Source organism: Pseudomonas sp. CFBP13528, from assembly GCF_005233615.1.
GTDB classification, from domain to species: domain Bacteria; phylum Pseudomonadota; class Gammaproteobacteria; order Pseudomonadales; family Pseudomonadaceae; genus Aquipseudomonas; species Aquipseudomonas fluorescens_AM.
The window spans coordinates 491169-509634 of the sequence record NZ_QGAJ01000004.1 but is presented as its reverse complement, the minus strand read 5'-3'; the positions used below and the strand labels follow the sequence as shown (position 1 = coordinate 509634).

The following is an 18466-nucleotide window of genomic DNA, read 5'->3' as shown; positions in this document are numbered from 1 at the left end:
AGCCTTTTTGGTTACTTTTGGGGCTCTTTTCCAAAAGTGACCCGCTGTAAAAGCGGAACCCATAGCAGCCGTTACCGCAGAAACGGATATGTACCCGGTCCAATCCAACATCCTGGTCGGCCCAGAGGCCGCCATCGGGAGCAAGCCCCCTCCCACAGGGGATCTGCGCTAACTGATCGGCATCAGGGCAAGCCCCCTCCCACATTTGGACCGAGGTGTACCAGGTGGATAACCGTCGATTCAGCTCTGTACCACCCCCGTCCCAAACCGCCGAATCGCCAGGCAGTACCCCACCAACGCCAGCGCCGCCAGCAACCCGCCCGCCGCGCCGATCCAGGCGAAGCCAAAGTGGCTGCCGACCCAACTGCCCATCAACGCACCACCGCCGATGCCGATGTTGTAGATACCGGAGAACATCGCCATGGCCACGTCGGTGGCGTCGGGTGCCAGCACCAGCACTTTGGACTGCATCGCCAGGCCGAAGCCCATGATCGCCATGCCCCAGAACACACTCAGGACCACCAGGTAGGACTCCGCGCCGCTCAACGGCAACATCAGCGCCAGGCAGGCCGCAAGCAGGAACACGCTGCTGATCACGAAGACGTGCGGGTTGAAGCGATGCACCAGGCTGAACAGCAGCGAGCCGATGATACCGGCACCGCCGAATACCAGCAGGATCAGGGTGACTGCGCTGCCACCCAAACCGGCGACGCCTTCGACGAAGGGTTCGATGTAGCTGTAGGCGGTGAACTGGGCGGTGACGGTCATTGCGGTCAGCACGTAGAGCGCCACCAAGGCCGGGCGCTTGAACAGCAGCGGCAGGCTGCGCAGGGAGCCGGAGTTCTGGCTCGGCAACGGCGGCAAGGTGCGCCCCAGCCAGAACACCAGCGCGGCGGCGAACGCGGCAATCACCAGGAAGGTGGTGCGCCAGCCCATGGCCTCGCCCAGCAGGCGGCCCAGCGGAATGCCCAGCACCATCGCCAGGGACGTGCCGGTGGCGAGCAGCCCCAGGGCCTGCACTTGCTTGCCCTGCGGCGCCAGGCGCACCGCCAGGGACGCGGTGATCGACCAGAACAGCGCATGGGCCAGGGCGATGCCGACTCGGCTGACCATCAGCAGGCCGAAGCTGGTGGCCACGCTGGACAGGATATGGCTGACGATAAACAGGCCGAACAGCACGATAAGCAATTTGCGCCGTTCGACGTTACGCGTGAGCAGCATCACCGGCAGCGACGTCAGCGACACGATCCACGCATAGATAGTGAGCATCAGGCCGACGCTGGCCACGGGCATGTCAAAGCTGGCGCCGATGGCGCTGAGCAGGCCGACCGGCACGAATTCGGTGGTGTTGAACACAAAGGCGGCCAGCGCCAGGGCGATGACCGGTTGCCAATTGGCTTGGGGAGTTGCGGCTGAAAGGCTCATTGAGGGGCGAGGTACTCTGACAGTGATCAAACGGCCGCGCAGGACACGCGGGGCCGTTGAGCATTCTATAGGTTTCTCGCGGCGCTGTTGGCCCTGATCCTGCCCGGTTATCGCGTGACGGGTCAGCGCGACTGCCTGAGCGCCGGGCGAAATCGGCCTGATCGGCCCCGGCTCACGGATCCACCTGCGTCATCAACTCGGGAATGCTTTCCGGGCGCCTGGCATAGCGCTGGGCCAAGGCCGCACACACCATCAACTGGATCTGATGAAACAGCATCAACGGCAGGATCAGCACGCCCATGGTCGCGCCGGCAAACAATACCTGGGCCATCGGCACACCGGTGGCCAGGCTTTTCTTCGAGCCGCAGAACACAATGGTGATGCGGTCTTCCAGGTTAAAGCCAAACGCCTTGCCCAGCAGCGCAGAGGCCACCAGCACCAGCGCCAGCAAGATGCAGCACGCCAGCACCAGACCGCCCAGTTCCCACAGCGGAATCTGGTGCCAGATGCCTTCGTTGACCGCCTCGCTGAAAGCGCCGTAGACCACCAGCAGGATCGAGCCCTGGTCGACGAATTTGAGCCAGGACTTGTTGCGCCCGACCCAGTCACCGATCCAGCGTCGGGCAATCTGGCCGGCGACGAACGGCAGCAGCAACTGCACGCTGATCTTCAGGATCGCGTCGATGGTGGAGCCGCCATCGCCGTGCACATTGAGCAGCAGGGTCACCAGCAAGGGCGTGAGGAAGATACCGAACAGGCTCGAGGCCGCCGCGCTGCAGATGGCCGCCGGAATATTGCCGCGCGCCAGGGAAGTGAAGGCAATCGCCGATTGCACGGTGGCCGGCAGCGCGCAGAGGTAGAGCATGCCCATGTACAGGTCGTTGCCGATCAGCGGCGACAGCACGGGCTTGAGCGCCAGGCCCAGCAGCGGGAACAGCACGAAGGTCAGGCTGAACACCAGCAGATGCAAACGCCAGTGCCCCGCCCCGGCGACGATGGCCTGGCGCGACAGCTTGGCGCCGTGCAGGAAAAACAGCAGCGCGATGGCAAGGTTGGTGACCCAGCCGAAGGCCACGGCGGTCTGGCCGCTGGCCGGCAGCAGGGAGGCGAGGATCACCGTGGCGATCAGGGTCAGGGTGAAGTTATCGGGCAGGAAACGCGGACGGGTCATAAGCAAGTCTTCCAGGGGTTGCCAAGCGCATGGGGCGACTCTAACGTAACGATCTGTTACCGACTAACGCCAATGAGCCAGTAAATGCCGCCTAAAGGACAGGATAAAACCGTCCGACGCACGGTGCCCGGGCTGTCCAGCCTGCCGCGACCGGTATATGGACGCACCGAATCGCTGCCCAATCGAGCACTGACGCGCCGACACAGCCATCCGTGGGTGCAGTTGTCCTATGCCATTTCCGGGGTGCTGGAGATCCAGACCAGTGCCGGCCGCTTCGTCGCGCCGCCCCAGCGTGCGGTGTGGATTCCGGCGGGCATGCCGCACCGGGTCTACAGCGCGCCCCACACCGAAATGCGCAGCCTCTACCTGGATTGCAGCGTCACTGCGTGGGCGGCCGGGCACTGTCACGTGCTGGAGGTGAGCAGCCTGTTGCGCGAGTTGATCCGCAGCTTCAGCGAACGGCCGGTGGAATATGCCGAGGATGGCCCCGATGGCCGCCTGGCCCAGGTGATACTGGACCAGCTCGCCGCCGCGCCCCCGGTAGACTTGATGCTGCCCCTGCCCCATGACGCCCGCTTGCGGCAGATCTACCGCAGCCTGAACCTGCATCCCGAGCAGCAGACCACGCTGGGGGATTGGAGCCGGAAGCTGGGGATCAGCGAAAAAACCCTCAGTCGCTTGTTTCTGAGTGACACCGGGCTGACCTTTCGCGCGTGGCGCCAGCGCCTGCGCCTGCTGAGCGCCCTGCCCGCCCTGGAGCAAGGCGAGCGGGTAACGGACGTGGCGCTGGGCTGTGGTTATGAATCGACGTCGGCGTTCATCAACGCGTTTCGCCAGCAATTCGACGCCACGCCGGGGGAATTTTTCCGTTGAGGATGGCCCGCCAACTGCAAAAAATCCCCAAACACGCGCTCGGCTGGTATTGTGCCGCGCTTTGGAACACCGCTACCGACTTGCGAGGAATGGACGTTGGACACTGACGAAAAAATGACTGGAGACCTGTTCGAGGTCGATAAGCGCCTGTCACTCAAACCCGTGGTGGACTTCAACACCTACCTGCGCGACGCGTTTGGCAACGGCCCGTGCACCTGCATACGCTGCACTGCCAGCGGTGGCGATGAAACCGGCTACGGGTTCCAGCACACGTTCAATGTCGACGGCAAACCCACGCACCGCCGCTTTGCCACCACGGCAGGCAGTGACGTGCTGATGGCGCTGAAAAAGGCCTGGCTGTCGTACATCAAGGCCGAGCTGCCGCTCAGCGGTGTATTGGCGCTGGAGACGGTGAAGGAGTTTGTCGAGCCGCAGTTGCACAAGCGCGTAGCGCCACTGCTGTTGGCCAGCGGGTTGGTCAAGGACGTGGATGGCCAATTGCACATTCAGCCGCAAGCCTTGACTTGAACGCACTTCAAATGTGGCAGGGGGCTTGCCCCCGATGGCGGTGAGCCAGCTAAGCATTGGTTGGCTGACACACCGCTATCGGGGGCAAGCCCCCTCCCACACTGGTTTTGTATCAGCAGGTTAAAAGCCTGGGACACCTTGCATCCGGAGCTCGGGAGACAGTTCTTCCAGCGGCTCGGTCAGCGGCCGTTCGCTCATCCCCGGCAGCAGAATCACTTTGCGGCACTCCTCCTCGCACTTGTCGAACATCTCATACCCGCGCGCCGCCTGTTCCAGCGACAGCCGGTGGGTGATGATCGCGTCCGGGTTCAGGTGGCCCAGTTCGATATGCTCCAACAGCTCCGGCAGATAGCGCTGCACGTGGGTCTGGCCCATCTTGAAGGTCAGGCCCTTGTCGAACGCATCGCCAAACATGAAGCCATGGATAAAGCCGGCATACACCCCAGCCACACTGACCACCCCGCCACGGCGCACGGCCGCGATGCACTGGCGCAGGGCCTTGCCGCTGCTGCCTTCGATCTTCAAGGTGGTGAGGATAGTTTCGGTGGTGCTGCCCTTGGCTTCAAAACCCACCGCATCCACCACGCCGTCGACGCCGCGCATGCCGGCGGTCTGGCGGATGATGGTGTCGGCCGGGTCATCGTCCTCTTCAAAGTTGATCGGGATCACGCCATACATCTTTTGTGCGTAGGCCAGGCGATAGGGATGATCGTCGACCATGAAAATCCGTTCGGCACCGAGCATCTGCGCGCACGCCGCGCTGAGCAAGCCCACTGGGCCGGCGCCATAGATCGCCACGCTGGAGCCTTTGCCGATACCGGCGTTGGTCACCGCCTGCCAGGCCGTGGGCAGGATGTCGGAGAGGAACAACACTTTTTCATCCGCCAGCAACCCAGGCACCTTGAACGGCCCGGCGTTGGCCTTGGGCACCCGCACCAGCTCCGCTTGACCACCGGGGATGCCGCCGTACAGGCGGCTGTAGCCGAACAACGCGGCACCCGGCGGGATCGCCTTTTTATTCAGGATTGCGCCACGCCCGTCGTTGGTGGTTTCGCAGGCGGCGTACTGCTGCAACTGACAAAAGAAACAATCGCCGCAGGCGATCACGAAGGGGATCACCACGCGGTCACCGCGCTGCACCGCCGTGACTGCCGGACCGGTTTCCTCGACGATGCCCATGAACTCATGCCCGAAGATATCGCCGTGCTCCACCGTGGGGATTTTGCCCCGGTACAGGTGCAGGTCCGAGCCACAGATCGCGGTGGCGGTGACGCGCAGAATGATGTCGTCGGGTTGCTCAATGATCGGGTCAGGTACGGTATCGACCTGGACTTTATGGGCGCCTTGGTAGGTCATCGCGCGCATGGGCTGCACTCCTGTGATGGGGACTTACTAGTTAAGGGCACGCCCAGCGCAGGGCGTTCCCTCACCTTGCGGCGGTAAGCGATAAATGGTCGTTCAGCGCAACCGCGTGACCGTAAGCGCCACCACGGCGATCCGCTCGACGCGTTCATACCCGGGCTTGTCGAGTTCTTCGCCGAAGACGTCCGGGTCCAGTTCACGGTAGGTCCAGCCATAGGCGTCACTGGCCAGCAACGGCTTGACCGCTTCCAGGAAGGGATCGCCGCCGGCCACCATCGCCACGCCGGTATACAGCAGCAGGCTACCGCCAACGGCCAGGCGTGCGAGGGATTCGCCGGCGATTCGCACCGACAACTGCTCGCCCAACGCACCACCGCCATGGCGATAGGCGCGTTGGCGGTCGTCATTCATGTACGGCGGGTTGGCGACGATCAGATCGAATTCGCCCTCGACGCTGGTCAGCACGTCACTCTGGTAAACGCTCACATTCGTCAGGCCCGCCAGCTCGGCATTCACCGCAGTCAGGCGCAGGGCGCGCGGGTTGATGTCCACCGCGAGCACCTCGGCGTCGTGCCGTGCATGGGCGACGACCAGCGCACCGACACCCGCTCCGCAGCCGATGTCTACCGCGCGTTTGAGCGGTTCGACGCGCTGCTGCAGATAGGCTTCGATCACCTGGGCGAATCGATAGCTGTCGGGGCCGAAAAACACCGCATCCGCCTCGACGGTGGGATAAGGCGAATGGGCAAACAGCAAGTCGCCCAGGCTCGACCAGCGCACGGTGCTGCGCCACAGCGCGTCATGTTTTTCAATCACTCCAGCTTGCTGCAGCTCTTCACGAAAGGCCTCTGGCAGCAGGTCGTTGTCGAACGGCATGGACCAGCCGAACACATCGCGCAGGTTCATCGCCAGCGGGGTCGACAGGCGTTGGTACATGCGCTCGTGGGTCAACGGGGTCGGGGTGATAAAACGGTAGCCGCTCTCCTTCAAGCCTCGGCCAAGATTCAGCAGGGCACGATCGGCCAGTTGTTGTGCAGACATGGACACATTTCCTTAGCGCAGACGCGCGCGCAGTTGGATAAAGCGGCGGGTGGCATACAACCCGGCGGGGCTGCAGTGGCGCCGCGCCGACATCCACGGAATCAGCGCGCCCAGTTGCTGCCCATCGGGCAGGCTCCACAGTGATTCGACGAGGGCCTGGGTATCCGGGTCAGCCGGACGGTGCTGCTCGCGGCTGAAACGGCTGCCGCGCCCAGGTCTTACCGGCGCCACGCGCTGGGTGCCGATCCAGTCACCGGCGATCCAGTCATGCAGCACCTGTTTTTCATAACCGCTGAACACACCGAACATCGCAGCGCCCGCGCCTTCGATCAACTGCCAGAAACGGCTCTCGGCGGGGTCCTGGTTGCGTTTGATCCAACCCTTTTCTTCCATCGCCCTGAGGAAATCACCCATCTGCCCCGGCTTGGCCAGCCACTGATTGACAGTCTTGCCTTCGAAGCGGCAGTAGTCCGAATGCATATGCTGGCCAAAGCTGCGCTTGCGTTCGAGCATGGCCATCACTTCATCCTGCAGATCAAAACCCTCGATAACCGCGGTGGTGCCTGGGCCGAGGTCGTTGAGGCGATACCCGGCGGCGACGCGACGGTAGAACTCTTGCCTGCCCTCACCCAGCGGCAGCAGGTTCAATACCGACTGCGCGGCTTTGCTGGCGTGGCCGCTGCTGGCGTTGTCGATGGTCACGTGAAGGGTGAAGTAATAGGGGTCGATGCCCAGCTCGCTCAGTTCGTAGGCAGTGATCAGCAGGTGCAGCGGCAACTGCTCGTAGCCCAGGTTGTAGCCGATGATTTCCGGCAGGAACTCTTCGGCGCACAGGCCCAGGGCCAGTTGCAACGCGCCTTGCAGATAGTGGCCGTCATCAAGCCCCGCCTCGCTATCGGCATCGTGCTCGCTGAGCAGCTTGCGATAGATCACCACATGGTTCTGAGCGGCTTCGCCGTCGCCCAACTCTTCGAGGTAGGTGGTCAGCAGGCCGTCGAAGCGCTGATCCTGCCAATAGCGCAGCAGGCCGTAGAGCCATGCGCCGTCGACCTGTTTGGTCGGGGCCACGCGTTGCAGCACATACAGCGCGTGCGCCTTGTTCTGGAAGTAGCGGCGCGGCCGGCCTTGCTGGCGTTGCTCCAGATATTCGGCGTAAGCCTGGGCCACGGCGGCGCAGCGCTGTTCCACCCAGGCCGGCAACTGCTCGGGCACATCCGGCAGGTCGCTGACGGTCTCCTCCACCTGCGCCAATTGATCCTGCAGGTAATCACGCGCCACTTGCGTGGCATCCGCAGATTCACCGTACAGCTGTTGGTAGACCCGTTGATGGCGGCCCTGGGCCGAGTCTGTGACAGAGGCCGGTTGGCCTGACAGCGCTGTGAGGAGTGTCATGGTGGCAGTTTCCGCAAAGTCCGTTACAACGGGCCATCCTGCAAGGCGGCCCCGCAAAAGCGCTTGAACCACGCGCTTACACAATGCAGAGCATCGGGAGGTGCGGAAAATTCAAATGAGGTTGTTAAAGGGGGGATAAGCGGTCGCTGGGCAAAATGAAAATGTGGGAGGGGGCTTGCTCCCGATAGCGGTGTGTCAGTGACGAATTCATTGACTGATCCACTGCTATCGGGGGCAAGCCCCCTCCCACATTTTTTACATCCTGGGTTGCTGCGTTGTTATTTACGCGCAGCCTCCCACTGCTTGAGCAGGTCGTTGTAGTTCACGGTCTCGCCTTTGGGCTTCTCGTTGGCCAGTTTCGGTTTCGGCGCGCCAGGCTGGTCGAACCAGTATTGCGCGTCACGCTCGGGGTTCATTCTCGGGCCGCACACCGGTTGCACCTTGGAGCGTTCCAGGCGCGTCATGATCGCGTCCTGCTCCTTGGCCAGGTTGTCCAGGGCCTGTTGCGGGGTTTTCTCGCCGCTGGCGGCGGCGGCGATGTTGCTCCACCACAGTTGTGCCAGGCGCGGGTAGTCCGGCACGTTGGTGCCGGTGGGCGACCATTCGGTGCGCGCCGGGCTGCGGTAGAACTCTACCAGGCCACCGAGTTTGGGCGCCATGTCGGTCATGGCCTGGGAGTTGATATCGGACTCACGAATCGGCGTAAGACCGACGATGGTCTTCTTCAAGGACACGGTTTTGGAAGTGACGAACTGCGCGTAGAGCCAGGCCGCGAGTTTCTGCTTCTCCGGCGTGGACTTGAGGAAGGTCCAGGAACCCACGTCCTGATAGCCCTTCTTCATGCCCTTCTCCCAATACGGCCCGACCGGCGACGGCGCCATGCGCCATTTCGGCGTACCGTCGGCGTTCACCACCGGCAGGCCCGGCTTGACCATGTCGGCGGTAAACGCGGTGTACCAGAAGATCTGCTGGGCGATATTGCCCTGGGACGGCACCGGGCCGGATTCGGAGAAGGTCATGCCCGCCGCTTCCGGTGGCGCGTAGGCCTTCATCCAGTCCACGTATTTCTGCGTGGCGAACACCGCCGCCGGGCCGTTGGTGTCGCCGCCACGGGTCACGCTGGAGCCCACCGGGTGGCAGTCCTCCACGCGAATGCCCCACTCGTCCACCGGCAGGCCGTTGGGCAAACCCTTGTCGCCGCCACCGGCCATGGAGAACCAGGCATCGGTGAAGCGCCAGCCCAGGGACGGGTCCTTCTTGCCGTAGTCCATGTGCCCATAGACGCGCTTGCCGTCGATTTCCTTGACGTCTTCGCTGAAGAATTTGGCGATGTCTTCATAGGCCGACCAGTTTACCGGTACGCCGAGCTCGTAACCGTACTTTTCCTTGAACTTGGCTTTCAGCTCCGGACGCTCGAACCAGTCGGCGCGGAACCAGTAAAGGTTGGCGAACTGCTGGTCGGGCAACTGGTAGATCTTGCCGTCCGGCGCAGTGGTGAAAGACAGGCCAATGAAGTCTTTGAGGTCCAGGGTTGGCGAGGTGAAGTCCTTGCCTTCGTTGGCCATCAGGTCGGTGATGGATTCGGTCTTGCCGTAGCGAAAGTGCGTACCGATCAGGTCCGAGTCGTTGACCCAGCCGTCATAGATATTCTTGTCCGATTGCATCTGGGTTTGCAGCTTCTCCACCACGTCGCCTTCCTGCAGCAGGTCGTGGGTCAGCTTGATGCCGGTGATTTCGCTGAAGGCCTTGGCCAGCACCTTGGATTCGTACTCGTGGGTGGTAAGGGTTTCCGACACCACGTTGATCTTCATCCCACGGAAGGGTTCGGCGGCCTTGATAAACCACTTCAACTCCTCAAGCTGTTGGGCTTCGGTGAGCGTGGACGGTTTGAACTCGCTGCCGATCCATTTTTTCGCGGCATCTTCATACGCATCAGCCCAGGCCGAAGCGCTCAAACCGCTGAGGGCCAGTACGGCGGCCAATGAAATGCTATGTCGCAGCTTATTGTTTTTATTCAACATAGAGACCTCCTGGTTAATTTCAGACGGGACTCGCAGACACCCCTTCTCTTGTAGGAGCGAGCTTGCTCGCGAAAAACTCAAGGACACCGCGGGCTACCAGGAGCACTGCGTTATCGTTGACGATTTTCGCGAGCAAGCTCGCTCCTACAGGGGTGTGCATACCTAGCCCCAACGCATCACACTCAACAGCCATACCAGGGAGAGCGCGGACGCCACCCAGATGCTCCAGTCGGTAACGCCGATGACCAGCAAATGCAGGTAGGCGCTACCGAGAAGACCGATAAACAAGCGATCACCCCGGGTGGTGCTGATCGGCAGAAAACCCCGCCGAGGGATACTCGGCGAGCGCAGCTCCCAGGTGGTCATGCCCGCCAGGATCAGCGCGATGCCGCCAAAGAACAGGGCTGTGGGGGTGGTCCAGGCCATCCATTCCATCATCGACTCCTCTAGACCCGGCCCAGGGCAAAGCCCTTGGCCACGTGGTTACGAACAAACCAGATCACCAGCATGCCCGGCAGGATGGTCAACACCCCCGCCGCCGCCAGCACGCCCCAATCGATACCCGAAGCCGATACCGTGCGGGTCATCACCGCCGCGATGGGTTTGGCATTGACCGAGGTCAGCGTACGCGCCAGCAACAGTTCGACCCAGGAAAACATGAAGCAGAAAAACGCCGTCACCCCGATGCCGGAGCCAATCAGCGGGATGAAGATCTTCACGAAGAACTTGGGAAATGAGTAGCCGTCGATGTAAGCGGTTTCGTCGATTTCCTTGGGCACGCCGGACATGAACCCTTCCAGAATCCACACCGCCAACGGCACGTTGAACAAACAGTGCGCCAGCGCCACTGCAATATGGGTATCGAACAGGCCGATGGACGAATACAGCTGGAAAAACGGCAGCAGAAACACCGCCGGCGGCGCCATGCGGTTGGTCAGCAGCCAGAAGAACAGGTGCTTGTCGCCCAGGAAACGGTAGCGCGAAAACGCGTAGGCTGCCGGCAACGCCACGCTCAGGGAGATCACCGTGTTCAGGCTCACGTAGTACAGCGAGTTGAGGTAGCCGGTGTACCAGCTGGGGTCGGTGAAGATCACCTTGTAGTTGGCCAGGGTAAAATCCTGCGGAAACAGGGTCAGCCCGCCGAGGATTTCGGTGTTGCTCTTGAAGGACATGTTCAGTAGCCAGTAGATCGGCACCAGCAGGAACAGGATGTAGATCAGCAGCGGAATAACCTTGCGCTTGCTCATGTCGGCGGCCTCAGCGGTTGGCGTCGGAGTGGGTCATGGCGGTGTAGAACAGCCAGGACACCAACAGGATGATCAGGAAGTACACCAGGGAAAACGCCGCCGCCGGGCCCAGGTCAAATTGACCCACGGCCATCTGGGTCAAGGTCTGACTCAAAAACGTGGTGGCATTACCCGGCCCGCCACCGGTGAGGACGAACGGCTCGGTGTAGATCATGAAGCTGTCCATGAAACGCAACATCACCGCAATCAACAGCACGCTTTTCATCTTCGGCAACTGGATATGTCGGAACACCGCCCAGGCCGAGGCACGATCGATCCGCGCCGCCTGGTAGTACACATCCGGAATCGCGCGCAGCCCCGAGTAGCACAGCAGCGCCACCAGGGATGTCCAGTGCCACACGTCCATCACCAGCACGGTGACCCAGGCATCCGCGGTGTTGGCCGCGTAGTTGTAGCTGATGCCCAGGGCGTTGAGGCTGTAACCGAGCAGGCCGATATCGGCGCGCCCGAAAATCTGCCAGATGGTGCCCACCACGTTCCACGGGATCAGCAAGGGGATCGCCAGCACGATCAGCACCAGCGACGACCAGCGCCCCTTGGTCGGCATGGTCAGGGCGATGGCGATGCCCAGGGGGATTTCGATCAGCAACACACAGGCCGAATAGATGAACTGGCGCAGCAGCGAGTCGTGCAGGCGTGGGTCGAGCAGCACCTGTTTGTACCAGTCGGCGCCGACGAAGTAGCGGCTGGACTGGTCAAAAATATCCTGCACCGAGTAGTTGACCACGGTCATCATCGGGATCACGGCACTGAACGCCACCAGCAGGAACACCGGCAGCACCAGCCACCAGGCCTTGTTGTTCTGCACCTTGTTCATGGCAGTACCTCCAGCAGGTAATCATCGGCGTAGAGCATCAGCCATTGCGCGGGGAAGCTGATGCAGGCGCGGCCTTCGGGCACCGGTTTGTCTTCGGCCAGGCGCACTTTGAGCGTGGCGCCGTCGAGGTTGAGGGTCATGATCTTGTAGGTGCCCAGGTCTTCCACGTGGGTGACGTCGGCCTGCAGGGCGTCAGGGTTGGGCTCGTCCCACACGTGGATGAACTCCGGACGAATACCCACCTGGAGCTTTTTGTAATCGGTGGCCTCGAGGCGTCGCTGCAACGCCTCGGACAATGGCAGGTGGGTGCCGGCAAACCGCACCCCGCCCGCCTCGGCCTGCACTTGGATCAGATTCATCCCGGGGCTGCCGATGAAATAACCGACAAAGGTGTGGCTCGGGCGCTCGAACAATTCGCGCGGCGTGCCGAACTGCACGATCTGCCCGCCGTACATCACCGCGATCTTGTCAGCGAAGGTGGAGGCCTCCAACTGGTCGTGGGTGACGTAGACCATGGTGATATTGAACTGCTCATGGATCTGCTTGAGCTTGCGCCGCAGTTTCCACTTCAGGTGCGGGTCGATCACCGTCAGCGGTTCGTCGAACAGGATCGCCGAGACGTCGTCGCGCACCAGGCCACGGCCCATGGAGACTTTCTGTTTTTCGTCAGCCGTCAGGTTGCGGGCTTTTTTGCTCAGCAGGTTCTGCAGGTCGAGGACTTCAGCGATTTCCTGCACCTTGCTGTGAATTTTCGCCTCGGCCATGCCTTGGTTGCGCAGGGGAAACGCCAGGTTGTCGAACACCGTCATGGTGTCGTACACCACCGGGAACTGAAACACCTGGGCGATGTTGCGCTTCTCCGGGGTGAGGTCGTTGACCACCTGGGTGTCGAACAACACCTGGCCCTCGGACGGGCTGAGCAGGCCGGAGATGATATTGAGCAAGGTCGACTTGCCGCAGCCCGACGGCCCGAGCAAGGCGTAGGCACCCCCCTGCTCCCACACGTGGTTCATTTCCCGAATGGCGTAGTCTTCCGGACCATTCGGCGTCGGACTGTAGCTGTGCGCCAGGTTGCGCAAATGGATCTCGGCCATCAGGCAACCCTCGCAACACGGCGCCCGGGGGCCTGGACCAAGCGGCCCTGACCATCGAACACAAACAGTTTATGGGTGGGGATATACACGCGGATCGGCGCATCGACGTCGTACTCATGCACCCCCGGCAAGTGCAGCACCAGCAGGAAATGTTCGCTGCGCACGTGCAGGAAGGTTTCCGAACCGCTGATTTCGGCCACCTCCACGGTCACCGCCAGTTCCAGGTCATCGTCGTTGCTCGGCACCAGGCTGATATGGCTGGGGCGCACGCCGAAACGGAACTCGCCTTCGCCGATGGGACGCAGGTCGACATTGAGGGGAAAGTGCACGAAGTTGGCGAAGCTGACTTCATTGCCACTGATGCGCCCCGGCATCAGGTTGATCGGCGGCTCGGAAAACAGCTCGGCCGCCAGCACCGTCTGCGGCTGGTGGTAGACCTCGGCGGCCTTGCCGCTCTGGATCACCCGGCCTTCGTGAAGAATGGTGGTGGTGCCACCCAGCGCCAGGGCTTCGTTCGGCTCAGTGGTGGCGTAAATGGCGATGGTGTGGCGCGCCTTGAACAGTTCGCGCATTTCCTGGCGCAGTTCTTCGCGCAACTTGTAGTCCAGGTTGACCAACGGCTCATCGAACAGAATCAACTCGGCGTCCTTGACCAACGCCCGGGCCATGGCCGTACGCTGCTGCTGGCCACCGGACAGTTCCAGCGGATGGCGTTGCAGGAATTTCTCGATGCGCAGCATCCGCGCCGTTTCCAGCACTTTGCTCTGGATCAGCTCATTGGACACACCGGCCTGGCGCAAGGGCGAGGCGATGTTCTCGAACACGGTCATGGTCGGGTAGTTGATGAACTGCTGATACACCATCGACACATTGCGCAAACGCACCGGTTTTTGCGTGACATCCACACCGTTCATCAGGATGCGGCCGCTGTCGGGTTTGTCCAGCCCGGCCATCAGGCGCATCAGGCTGGTCTTGCCGGACAGGGTGCGGCCGAGCAATACATTGAAGGAGCCGGGCTCGAAACGCAGGGTGGCGTCGTCGATCCAGGTTTGACCTTCGACAACGCGGGAGACATGTTCCAGGGTCAATGACATGACACGACCTTTTTATTATTGGAATGAATCTGGCCAGTTGTCAGAGCGAGTTTCGTGCCAAAGATGACAGGTGATTGATTCACAAGGGAATGGGCTCAGAGGCATGTTCAAGCTTGAATAAAATGAACAGTTCAGGCTGAACAATTGAACAGATTTGCAGTTGACAATGAACAGTTGTGAACAACACTTTATGGGCGATGAAGATCCAATGTGGGAGGGGGCTTGCCCCCGATGGCGGCACATCAGTAACAGCAATGCTGACTGACCCACCGCTATCGGGGGCAAGCCCCCTCCCACACTTGAACCCATTCCAATAGTTTGAATTGTGTAAGCCCAATAACAATAAAAAGAAGGTCACCCCATGGCCGAACCACTGGCTCACGACACCATCATCCAGGACTCCTGGCGCCGTTGCCGCGCGTTCGGGCTGGATCACCAAAGCGTCCCCAGCTTCGATCAATTGCCCGCCGAGGGCATTCGGCAGTTGCTGGAGAGCCAGCATTCACTGGTGCAGACCACCCATCAGGAAGTACTGCCCTACTACGAGAACATCCTGAGCAATTCCAACTGCCTGATCATGCTCGCCGACAACCAGGGCCAGGTCCTGACGTCGTGGGGCACCCAGCGCTTTATCGAGCCCGGGCTGGCCCGTGGTTTCAGCGCGGGCGCCAGCTGGATGGAACGCGCCAGCGGCACCAATGCCATCGGCACCGCCCTGGCCTGCGCCCAGGCGGTGCATATCGAACACGACGAACATTTCCTCAAGGCCAACCGCTTCATGACCGGTTCGGCGGCGCCGATTTTCGACGCCCAACGCGAGATCATTGCGGTACTGGATGTGTCCAGCGACAGCTACCTGCCGCCCTCTCACACCCTGGGCATGGTCAAGATGATGAGCCAGACCGTGGAGAATCGGCTGATCCTCAACCTGTTTCGCGGCGAGCATTTCCAGCTGACGTTCAACACCGGCCTGAGCAACCTCGACAGCCAGTGGGCGGGACTGCTGATCTTCGATGAAAGCGGCCAGGTGCTGTCGGCCAACCGCCGCGCAGACAACCTGCTGGGTATCAGTTTGTCGCGGGTGATGATCGACAGCTTGTTCAAGGTGTCGCTGCTGGAGTTGTTGAATCAGCCTGAGGGACTGCCGTTTTCCCTGCAAGCGCCGGGACGCAATCGCTTCCAGTGCCTGCTCAAGCGGCCCAGGCAGATGCCGGTACAGGCGCGGGTGTTCAATCAGCCTGCGCCGTCGAAGCCGACCGCGGTCAGTCTCGCCGCCCTGCATTTTGGCGATGCGCGCGTGGAGAAAGCCGTGCGCCAGGCCGAGCGCCTGCTGGAAAAGGACATTCCGTTGTTGATCCACGGTGAAACCGGCGTGGGCAAAGAGGTGTTCGTCAAAGCCCTGCACCAGGCCAGTTCCCGCAGCCGGCAGGCATTGATCGCGGTGAACTGTGCGGCCATTCCGGCTGAGCTGGTGGAATCGGAACTGTTTGGCTATGAAAAAGGCGCGTTCACCGGTGCCAATCAAAAAGGCAGCATCGGCCTGATCCGCAAAGCCGACAAGGGCACACTGTTTCTTGATGAAATCGGCGATATGCCTTTACCCACCCAGGCCCGCCTGCTGCGGGTGCTGCAGGAGCGGTGCGTCCAGCCGGTGGGCAGCAGTGAGGTGTTCCCGGTGGACTTGCGCATCATTTCGGCGACCAACCGAGCGCTACGGGAGCTGGTGCAAACCGGGCGCTTTCGTGAGGATTTGTATTACCGCATCGGCGGCCTGACCCTGGAGCTGCCGCCGTTGCGCGAACGCAGCGACAAGCAGGCGCTGTTCCAGCAACTGTGGCAGCAACACCGCGAGCCCACCCAGTGGGCCGGGCTGAGTGCCGAGGTGCTCAAGCTGTTCGACCAGCACCCGTGGCCGGGCAATGTGCGTCAGGTGAGCAGTGTGCTGCAGGTGGCGTTGGCGATGGCCGAAGAACAGCCGATCCGCCCGGAGCACCTGCCCGATGACTTTTTTACCGACTTGAAACAGGCGGCGTTGCTGTCCAGCCATGAACGTCTGGATGACCACCTTGACCTCAACCAACGCCTGGCAGCCGCGGGCGGGAACATTTCCCAACTGGCGCGGGAGCTGGGGGTGAGCCGAAATACCCTGTACAAGCGCCTGCGCCAGCACGAAGGTTGATTTAGCGCCAACGCCACGACACGCCGGTGTAGATACCACGCCCGTCGGCGGGTGTGGAACGGGCTGCGTCCATGCCTTTGTCGTCGTAACCCGGCGTAACGGTGTTGGCATAACGCCGGTTGGTCAGGTTGCGCAGATCGACCCAGGCTTGCCAGTCCTGCCTGGGCGCGTCATAGCCGAACGTGGCGCCAAGGGTGGTGTAGGCCGCGGCGTAATAGGAGTTGGCGTAGTCCACCGCCACCCGCGAGGCATGCTCGGTGTTGAGGCTGGTGTAGAAACCGCTCGGATGGCTGTAGCGCAGTTGCGCCTGATAATAGTGCTTGGGGATGCCGGGCAAGGTGTTGTCGCCGAAACGATCATCGTCGCGGTAGTGGAAGTCACTGAAGGTATAGGCCTGGCGCAGCGCAAGCCGGCCATTGCGGCCGCCGTCCCACAGTGGGCTGAGCAGGCTCAGTTCCACGCCTTGATGCACGGTGGGGCTGGCATTGGCTTCGGCGATGACGGCATTGGCGGTCGCGGTCTGGGCCTGGGTTTCCACGGTCAACAGTTCGTGGCGCACTTCGGAGCGATAGAGGGCCAGGTCCCACTGGCCGAGCCAGGCCTCGCCGCGCCCGCCGACCTCCAGGGTGGTTGCGGTCTGATTGCGCAACTTCACGCCTTCGCGCTGCAAGCCGGTGGCCGCACCGCTGCCGGCGCCGAAATATGTGTTGGAACCCCAGATCATCGACCAGGCGTGCGGCGGCTCGACCGAGCGGCTCAGGTTGCCGTACACCTGCAATTGCGGGGTGAAGTCATAGCGCAGGCCGATGCGTGGCGCGTAGTCCCAATCGTGCTGACGCGTCGGTGCCTGGCCATCCGGATAGGTGACCTGGGTTTCGCGGCGCGTATGAATCGCGGCCACGCCGGTGGTCAGCCACAGGTCGGGGACCAGCTCCAGCTCGTTGCCGATATGCAGCACCGTGTCGGACCCCAAGTAGGTGTAGTCACGGGTCTTGGTGCCGGGCGCGTAGTCCTTCGTGTTGCCGGCCGGGACGCGTACATACTCCGAGGCGCCATTGTTCGGCATCGCCTGGGTGGTGCGCAGGCCGAGGGTGGTGGTGCTGTCACGGCCGAACAGGCTGTCCTGGCGGATGTAATTGAGCGTGCCACTGATGTCGGTGTAGGCAACTTTCAGGCGATTGGTGCCTTCGCGCAGGTCCATCGGGTAGTCGTGATAGGCCAGCCCGACCTCGACGCGCGAAGCGTCATCCAACTGCAAGGTGGTCTTGTTGGCAAGCCAGGTGGAACCCGGTTGCAAGCGTTTGGAGTCGCGGGCGGCGTTGAGGCTGTTGGCGGCACGCGGGTCATGGCTGATCTGCTCGCGGGTGAGCTTGCCCGGCGTGTCATTGGTGGTTTCGCGGTAGCGCAGATAAAAGCGCGTCTCCAGGTTCGGGTTGAAGCGATAGCCGACGTTGGCCGCGATGCCCTTGCCCGTCCCGGCACTCTGGTGCTGGTAACCGTCGGACTGCGAATCGGTGAGGCTGATGTAGTAATCGGCATCACCGAGCACCTGGCCGGAACTGATTTCGCGCTGGGCGTAACCATGGCTGCCCGCCTCATAGCGCACTTGCAATGTGGGCGCATCATAACCGGTGCGGGTGACGTAGTTGACGGCGCCGCCCAGGGCCAGCGCGCCCTGATCGAAACCGTTGGCGCCGCGCAGCACTTCCACCCGGCTCTGCCATAACGGGTCCTTGAGTTCATAGGGCGTGCCGCCGGGGCCGGTCAGCGGCAGGCCGTCGAACATTTCATACAGCCCGGAGGCATGGGAACCCGGGCTGCGGTTCAAGCCCGAACCGCGAATGGACAACTTGACCCCTTCGTTATTCGCTGCCTTGGCGTACACCCCGGCCTGATACTTGAAGACATCCTCGTTGGTGCTCACCCGCCCCTGCTGCACGCTGTCCATGTCGATGAAGTTAGTGCCGCCGGGCACGCTGTTGAGCTGTGCCTGGGCGATCTCGCCGGCGCTGGCTTCAGACGTAGTGACTTCGACCGGCGCCAACTGCAGGTCTTCGGCCTGTACCAGCGAAGTGAGGGTCAGGGCGGCGAACAGCAGCGGTGGTTGGCGCAACAGCATGGACAGGTCCTTGAAATACGGGGGCATGCACGGCAATGCCGGC

15 protein-coding genes are annotated in these 18466 nt (G+C 62.0%); 3 read left to right on the top strand and 12 right to left on the bottom strand.

The genetic code is table 11. The features are described from left to right. Positions 1-240 precede the first annotated feature (240 nt). Both PspCFBP13528_RS11880 and PspCFBP13528_RS11875 read right to left on the bottom strand, forming a co-directional pair. On the bottom strand, positions 241-1425 hold the full coding sequence (locus PspCFBP13528_RS11880) for a sugar transporter (RefSeq protein ID WP_065953187.1): 1185 nt from the start codon (positions 1423-1425) through the stop codon (positions 241-243). 172 nt (positions 1426-1597) lie between these two features. Further along, positions 1598-2596, bottom strand: coding sequence for a bile acid:sodium symporter family protein (locus PspCFBP13528_RS11875; RefSeq protein ID WP_137200273.1), 999 nt, complete (start codon positions 2594-2596; stop codon positions 1598-1600). Between the two features lie 84 nt (positions 2597-2680). Between PspCFBP13528_RS11875 and PspCFBP13528_RS11870 the strand changes: the two genes are divergently transcribed. Continuing rightward, positions 2681-3469: a helix-turn-helix transcriptional regulator gene (locus tag PspCFBP13528_RS11870; protein ID WP_101220151.1), complete on the top strand. Its 789-nt coding sequence runs from the start codon at positions 2681-2683 to the stop codon at positions 3467-3469. Positions 3470-3565: 96 nt separating this feature from the next. Continuing rightward, positions 3566-3997: a hypothetical protein gene (locus PspCFBP13528_RS11865; RefSeq protein ID WP_137200272.1), complete on the top strand. Its 432-nt coding sequence runs from the start codon at positions 3566-3568 to the stop codon at positions 3995-3997. A 120-nt stretch (positions 3998-4117) separates the two neighbouring features. Here PspCFBP13528_RS11865 and PspCFBP13528_RS11860 read toward each other — a convergent pair whose 3' ends face one another. From PspCFBP13528_RS11860 to PspCFBP13528_RS11820, 9 genes are all read right to left on the bottom strand, one after another. Next, positions 4118-5362 carry a zinc-dependent alcohol dehydrogenase gene (locus PspCFBP13528_RS11860; RefSeq protein ID WP_101220149.1) on the bottom strand — a complete coding sequence of 415 codons (1245 nt, stop codon included), beginning with the start codon at positions 5360-5362 and terminating at the stop codon, positions 4118-4120. A gap of 93 nt (positions 5363-5455) precedes the next feature. After that, positions 5456-6400, bottom strand: coding sequence for a class I SAM-dependent methyltransferase (locus PspCFBP13528_RS11855; RefSeq protein WP_137200271.1), 945 nt, complete (start codon positions 6398-6400; stop codon positions 5456-5458). A 12-nt stretch (positions 6401-6412) separates the two neighbouring features. After that, positions 6413-7792: an iron-containing redox enzyme family protein gene (locus tag PspCFBP13528_RS11850; protein ID WP_065953181.1), complete on the bottom strand. Its 1380-nt coding sequence runs from the start codon at positions 7790-7792 to the stop codon at positions 6413-6415. 278 nt (positions 7793-8070) lie between these two features. Continuing rightward, positions 8071-9813 (bottom strand): ABC transporter substrate-binding protein, encoded by a 1743-nt coding sequence (locus PspCFBP13528_RS11845; protein ID WP_137200270.1) that lies wholly within the window; start codon positions 9811-9813, stop codon positions 8071-8073. Positions 9814-9975: 162 nt separating this feature from the next. Next, the gene (locus PspCFBP13528_RS11840; protein WP_003232363.1) at positions 9976-10248 is read right to left on the bottom strand and encodes a DUF2160 domain-containing protein; all 273 of its coding nucleotides are present in this window, start codon (positions 10246-10248) and stop codon (positions 9976-9978) included. Between the two features lie 11 nt (positions 10249-10259). Beyond that, positions 10260-11060, bottom strand: coding sequence for a carbohydrate ABC transporter permease (locus PspCFBP13528_RS11835; RefSeq protein WP_003174634.1), 801 nt, complete (start codon positions 11058-11060; stop codon positions 10260-10262). 10 nt (positions 11061-11070) lie between these two features. Continuing rightward, positions 11071-11937 carry a sugar ABC transporter permease gene (locus PspCFBP13528_RS11830; protein ID WP_003174635.1) on the bottom strand — a complete coding sequence of 289 codons (867 nt, stop codon included), beginning with the start codon at positions 11935-11937 and terminating at the stop codon, positions 11071-11073. Then, positions 11934-13031, bottom strand: a complete 1098-nt coding sequence (locus PspCFBP13528_RS11825; protein WP_065892828.1) for an ABC transporter ATP-binding protein — start codon at positions 13029-13031, stop codon at positions 11934-11936. Before PspCFBP13528_RS11825 ends, PspCFBP13528_RS11830 begins: the two co-directional genes overlap by 4 nt. Continuing rightward, positions 13031-14125 (bottom strand): ABC transporter ATP-binding protein, encoded by a 1095-nt coding sequence (locus PspCFBP13528_RS11820; RefSeq protein WP_065953179.1) that lies wholly within the window; start codon positions 14123-14125, stop codon positions 13031-13033. Before PspCFBP13528_RS11820 ends, PspCFBP13528_RS11825 begins: the two co-directional genes overlap by 1 nt. 361 nt (positions 14126-14486) lie before the next feature. On the opposite strand from PspCFBP13528_RS11820, the gene PspCFBP13528_RS11815 reads away from it, so the two are divergent. Then, positions 14487-16304 (top strand): sigma-54-dependent Fis family transcriptional regulator, encoded by a 1818-nt coding sequence (locus tag PspCFBP13528_RS11815; RefSeq protein ID WP_137200269.1) that lies wholly within the window; start codon positions 14487-14489, stop codon positions 16302-16304. 1 nt (position 16305) lies between these two features. On the opposite strand, the gene PspCFBP13528_RS11810 is transcribed toward PspCFBP13528_RS11815, so the two are convergent. After that, entirely contained in the window at positions 16306-18423 is a 2118-nt protein-coding gene (locus tag PspCFBP13528_RS11810; protein ID WP_065953215.1) for a TonB-dependent receptor, read from the bottom strand. Positions 18424-18466: the final 43 nt, after the last annotated feature.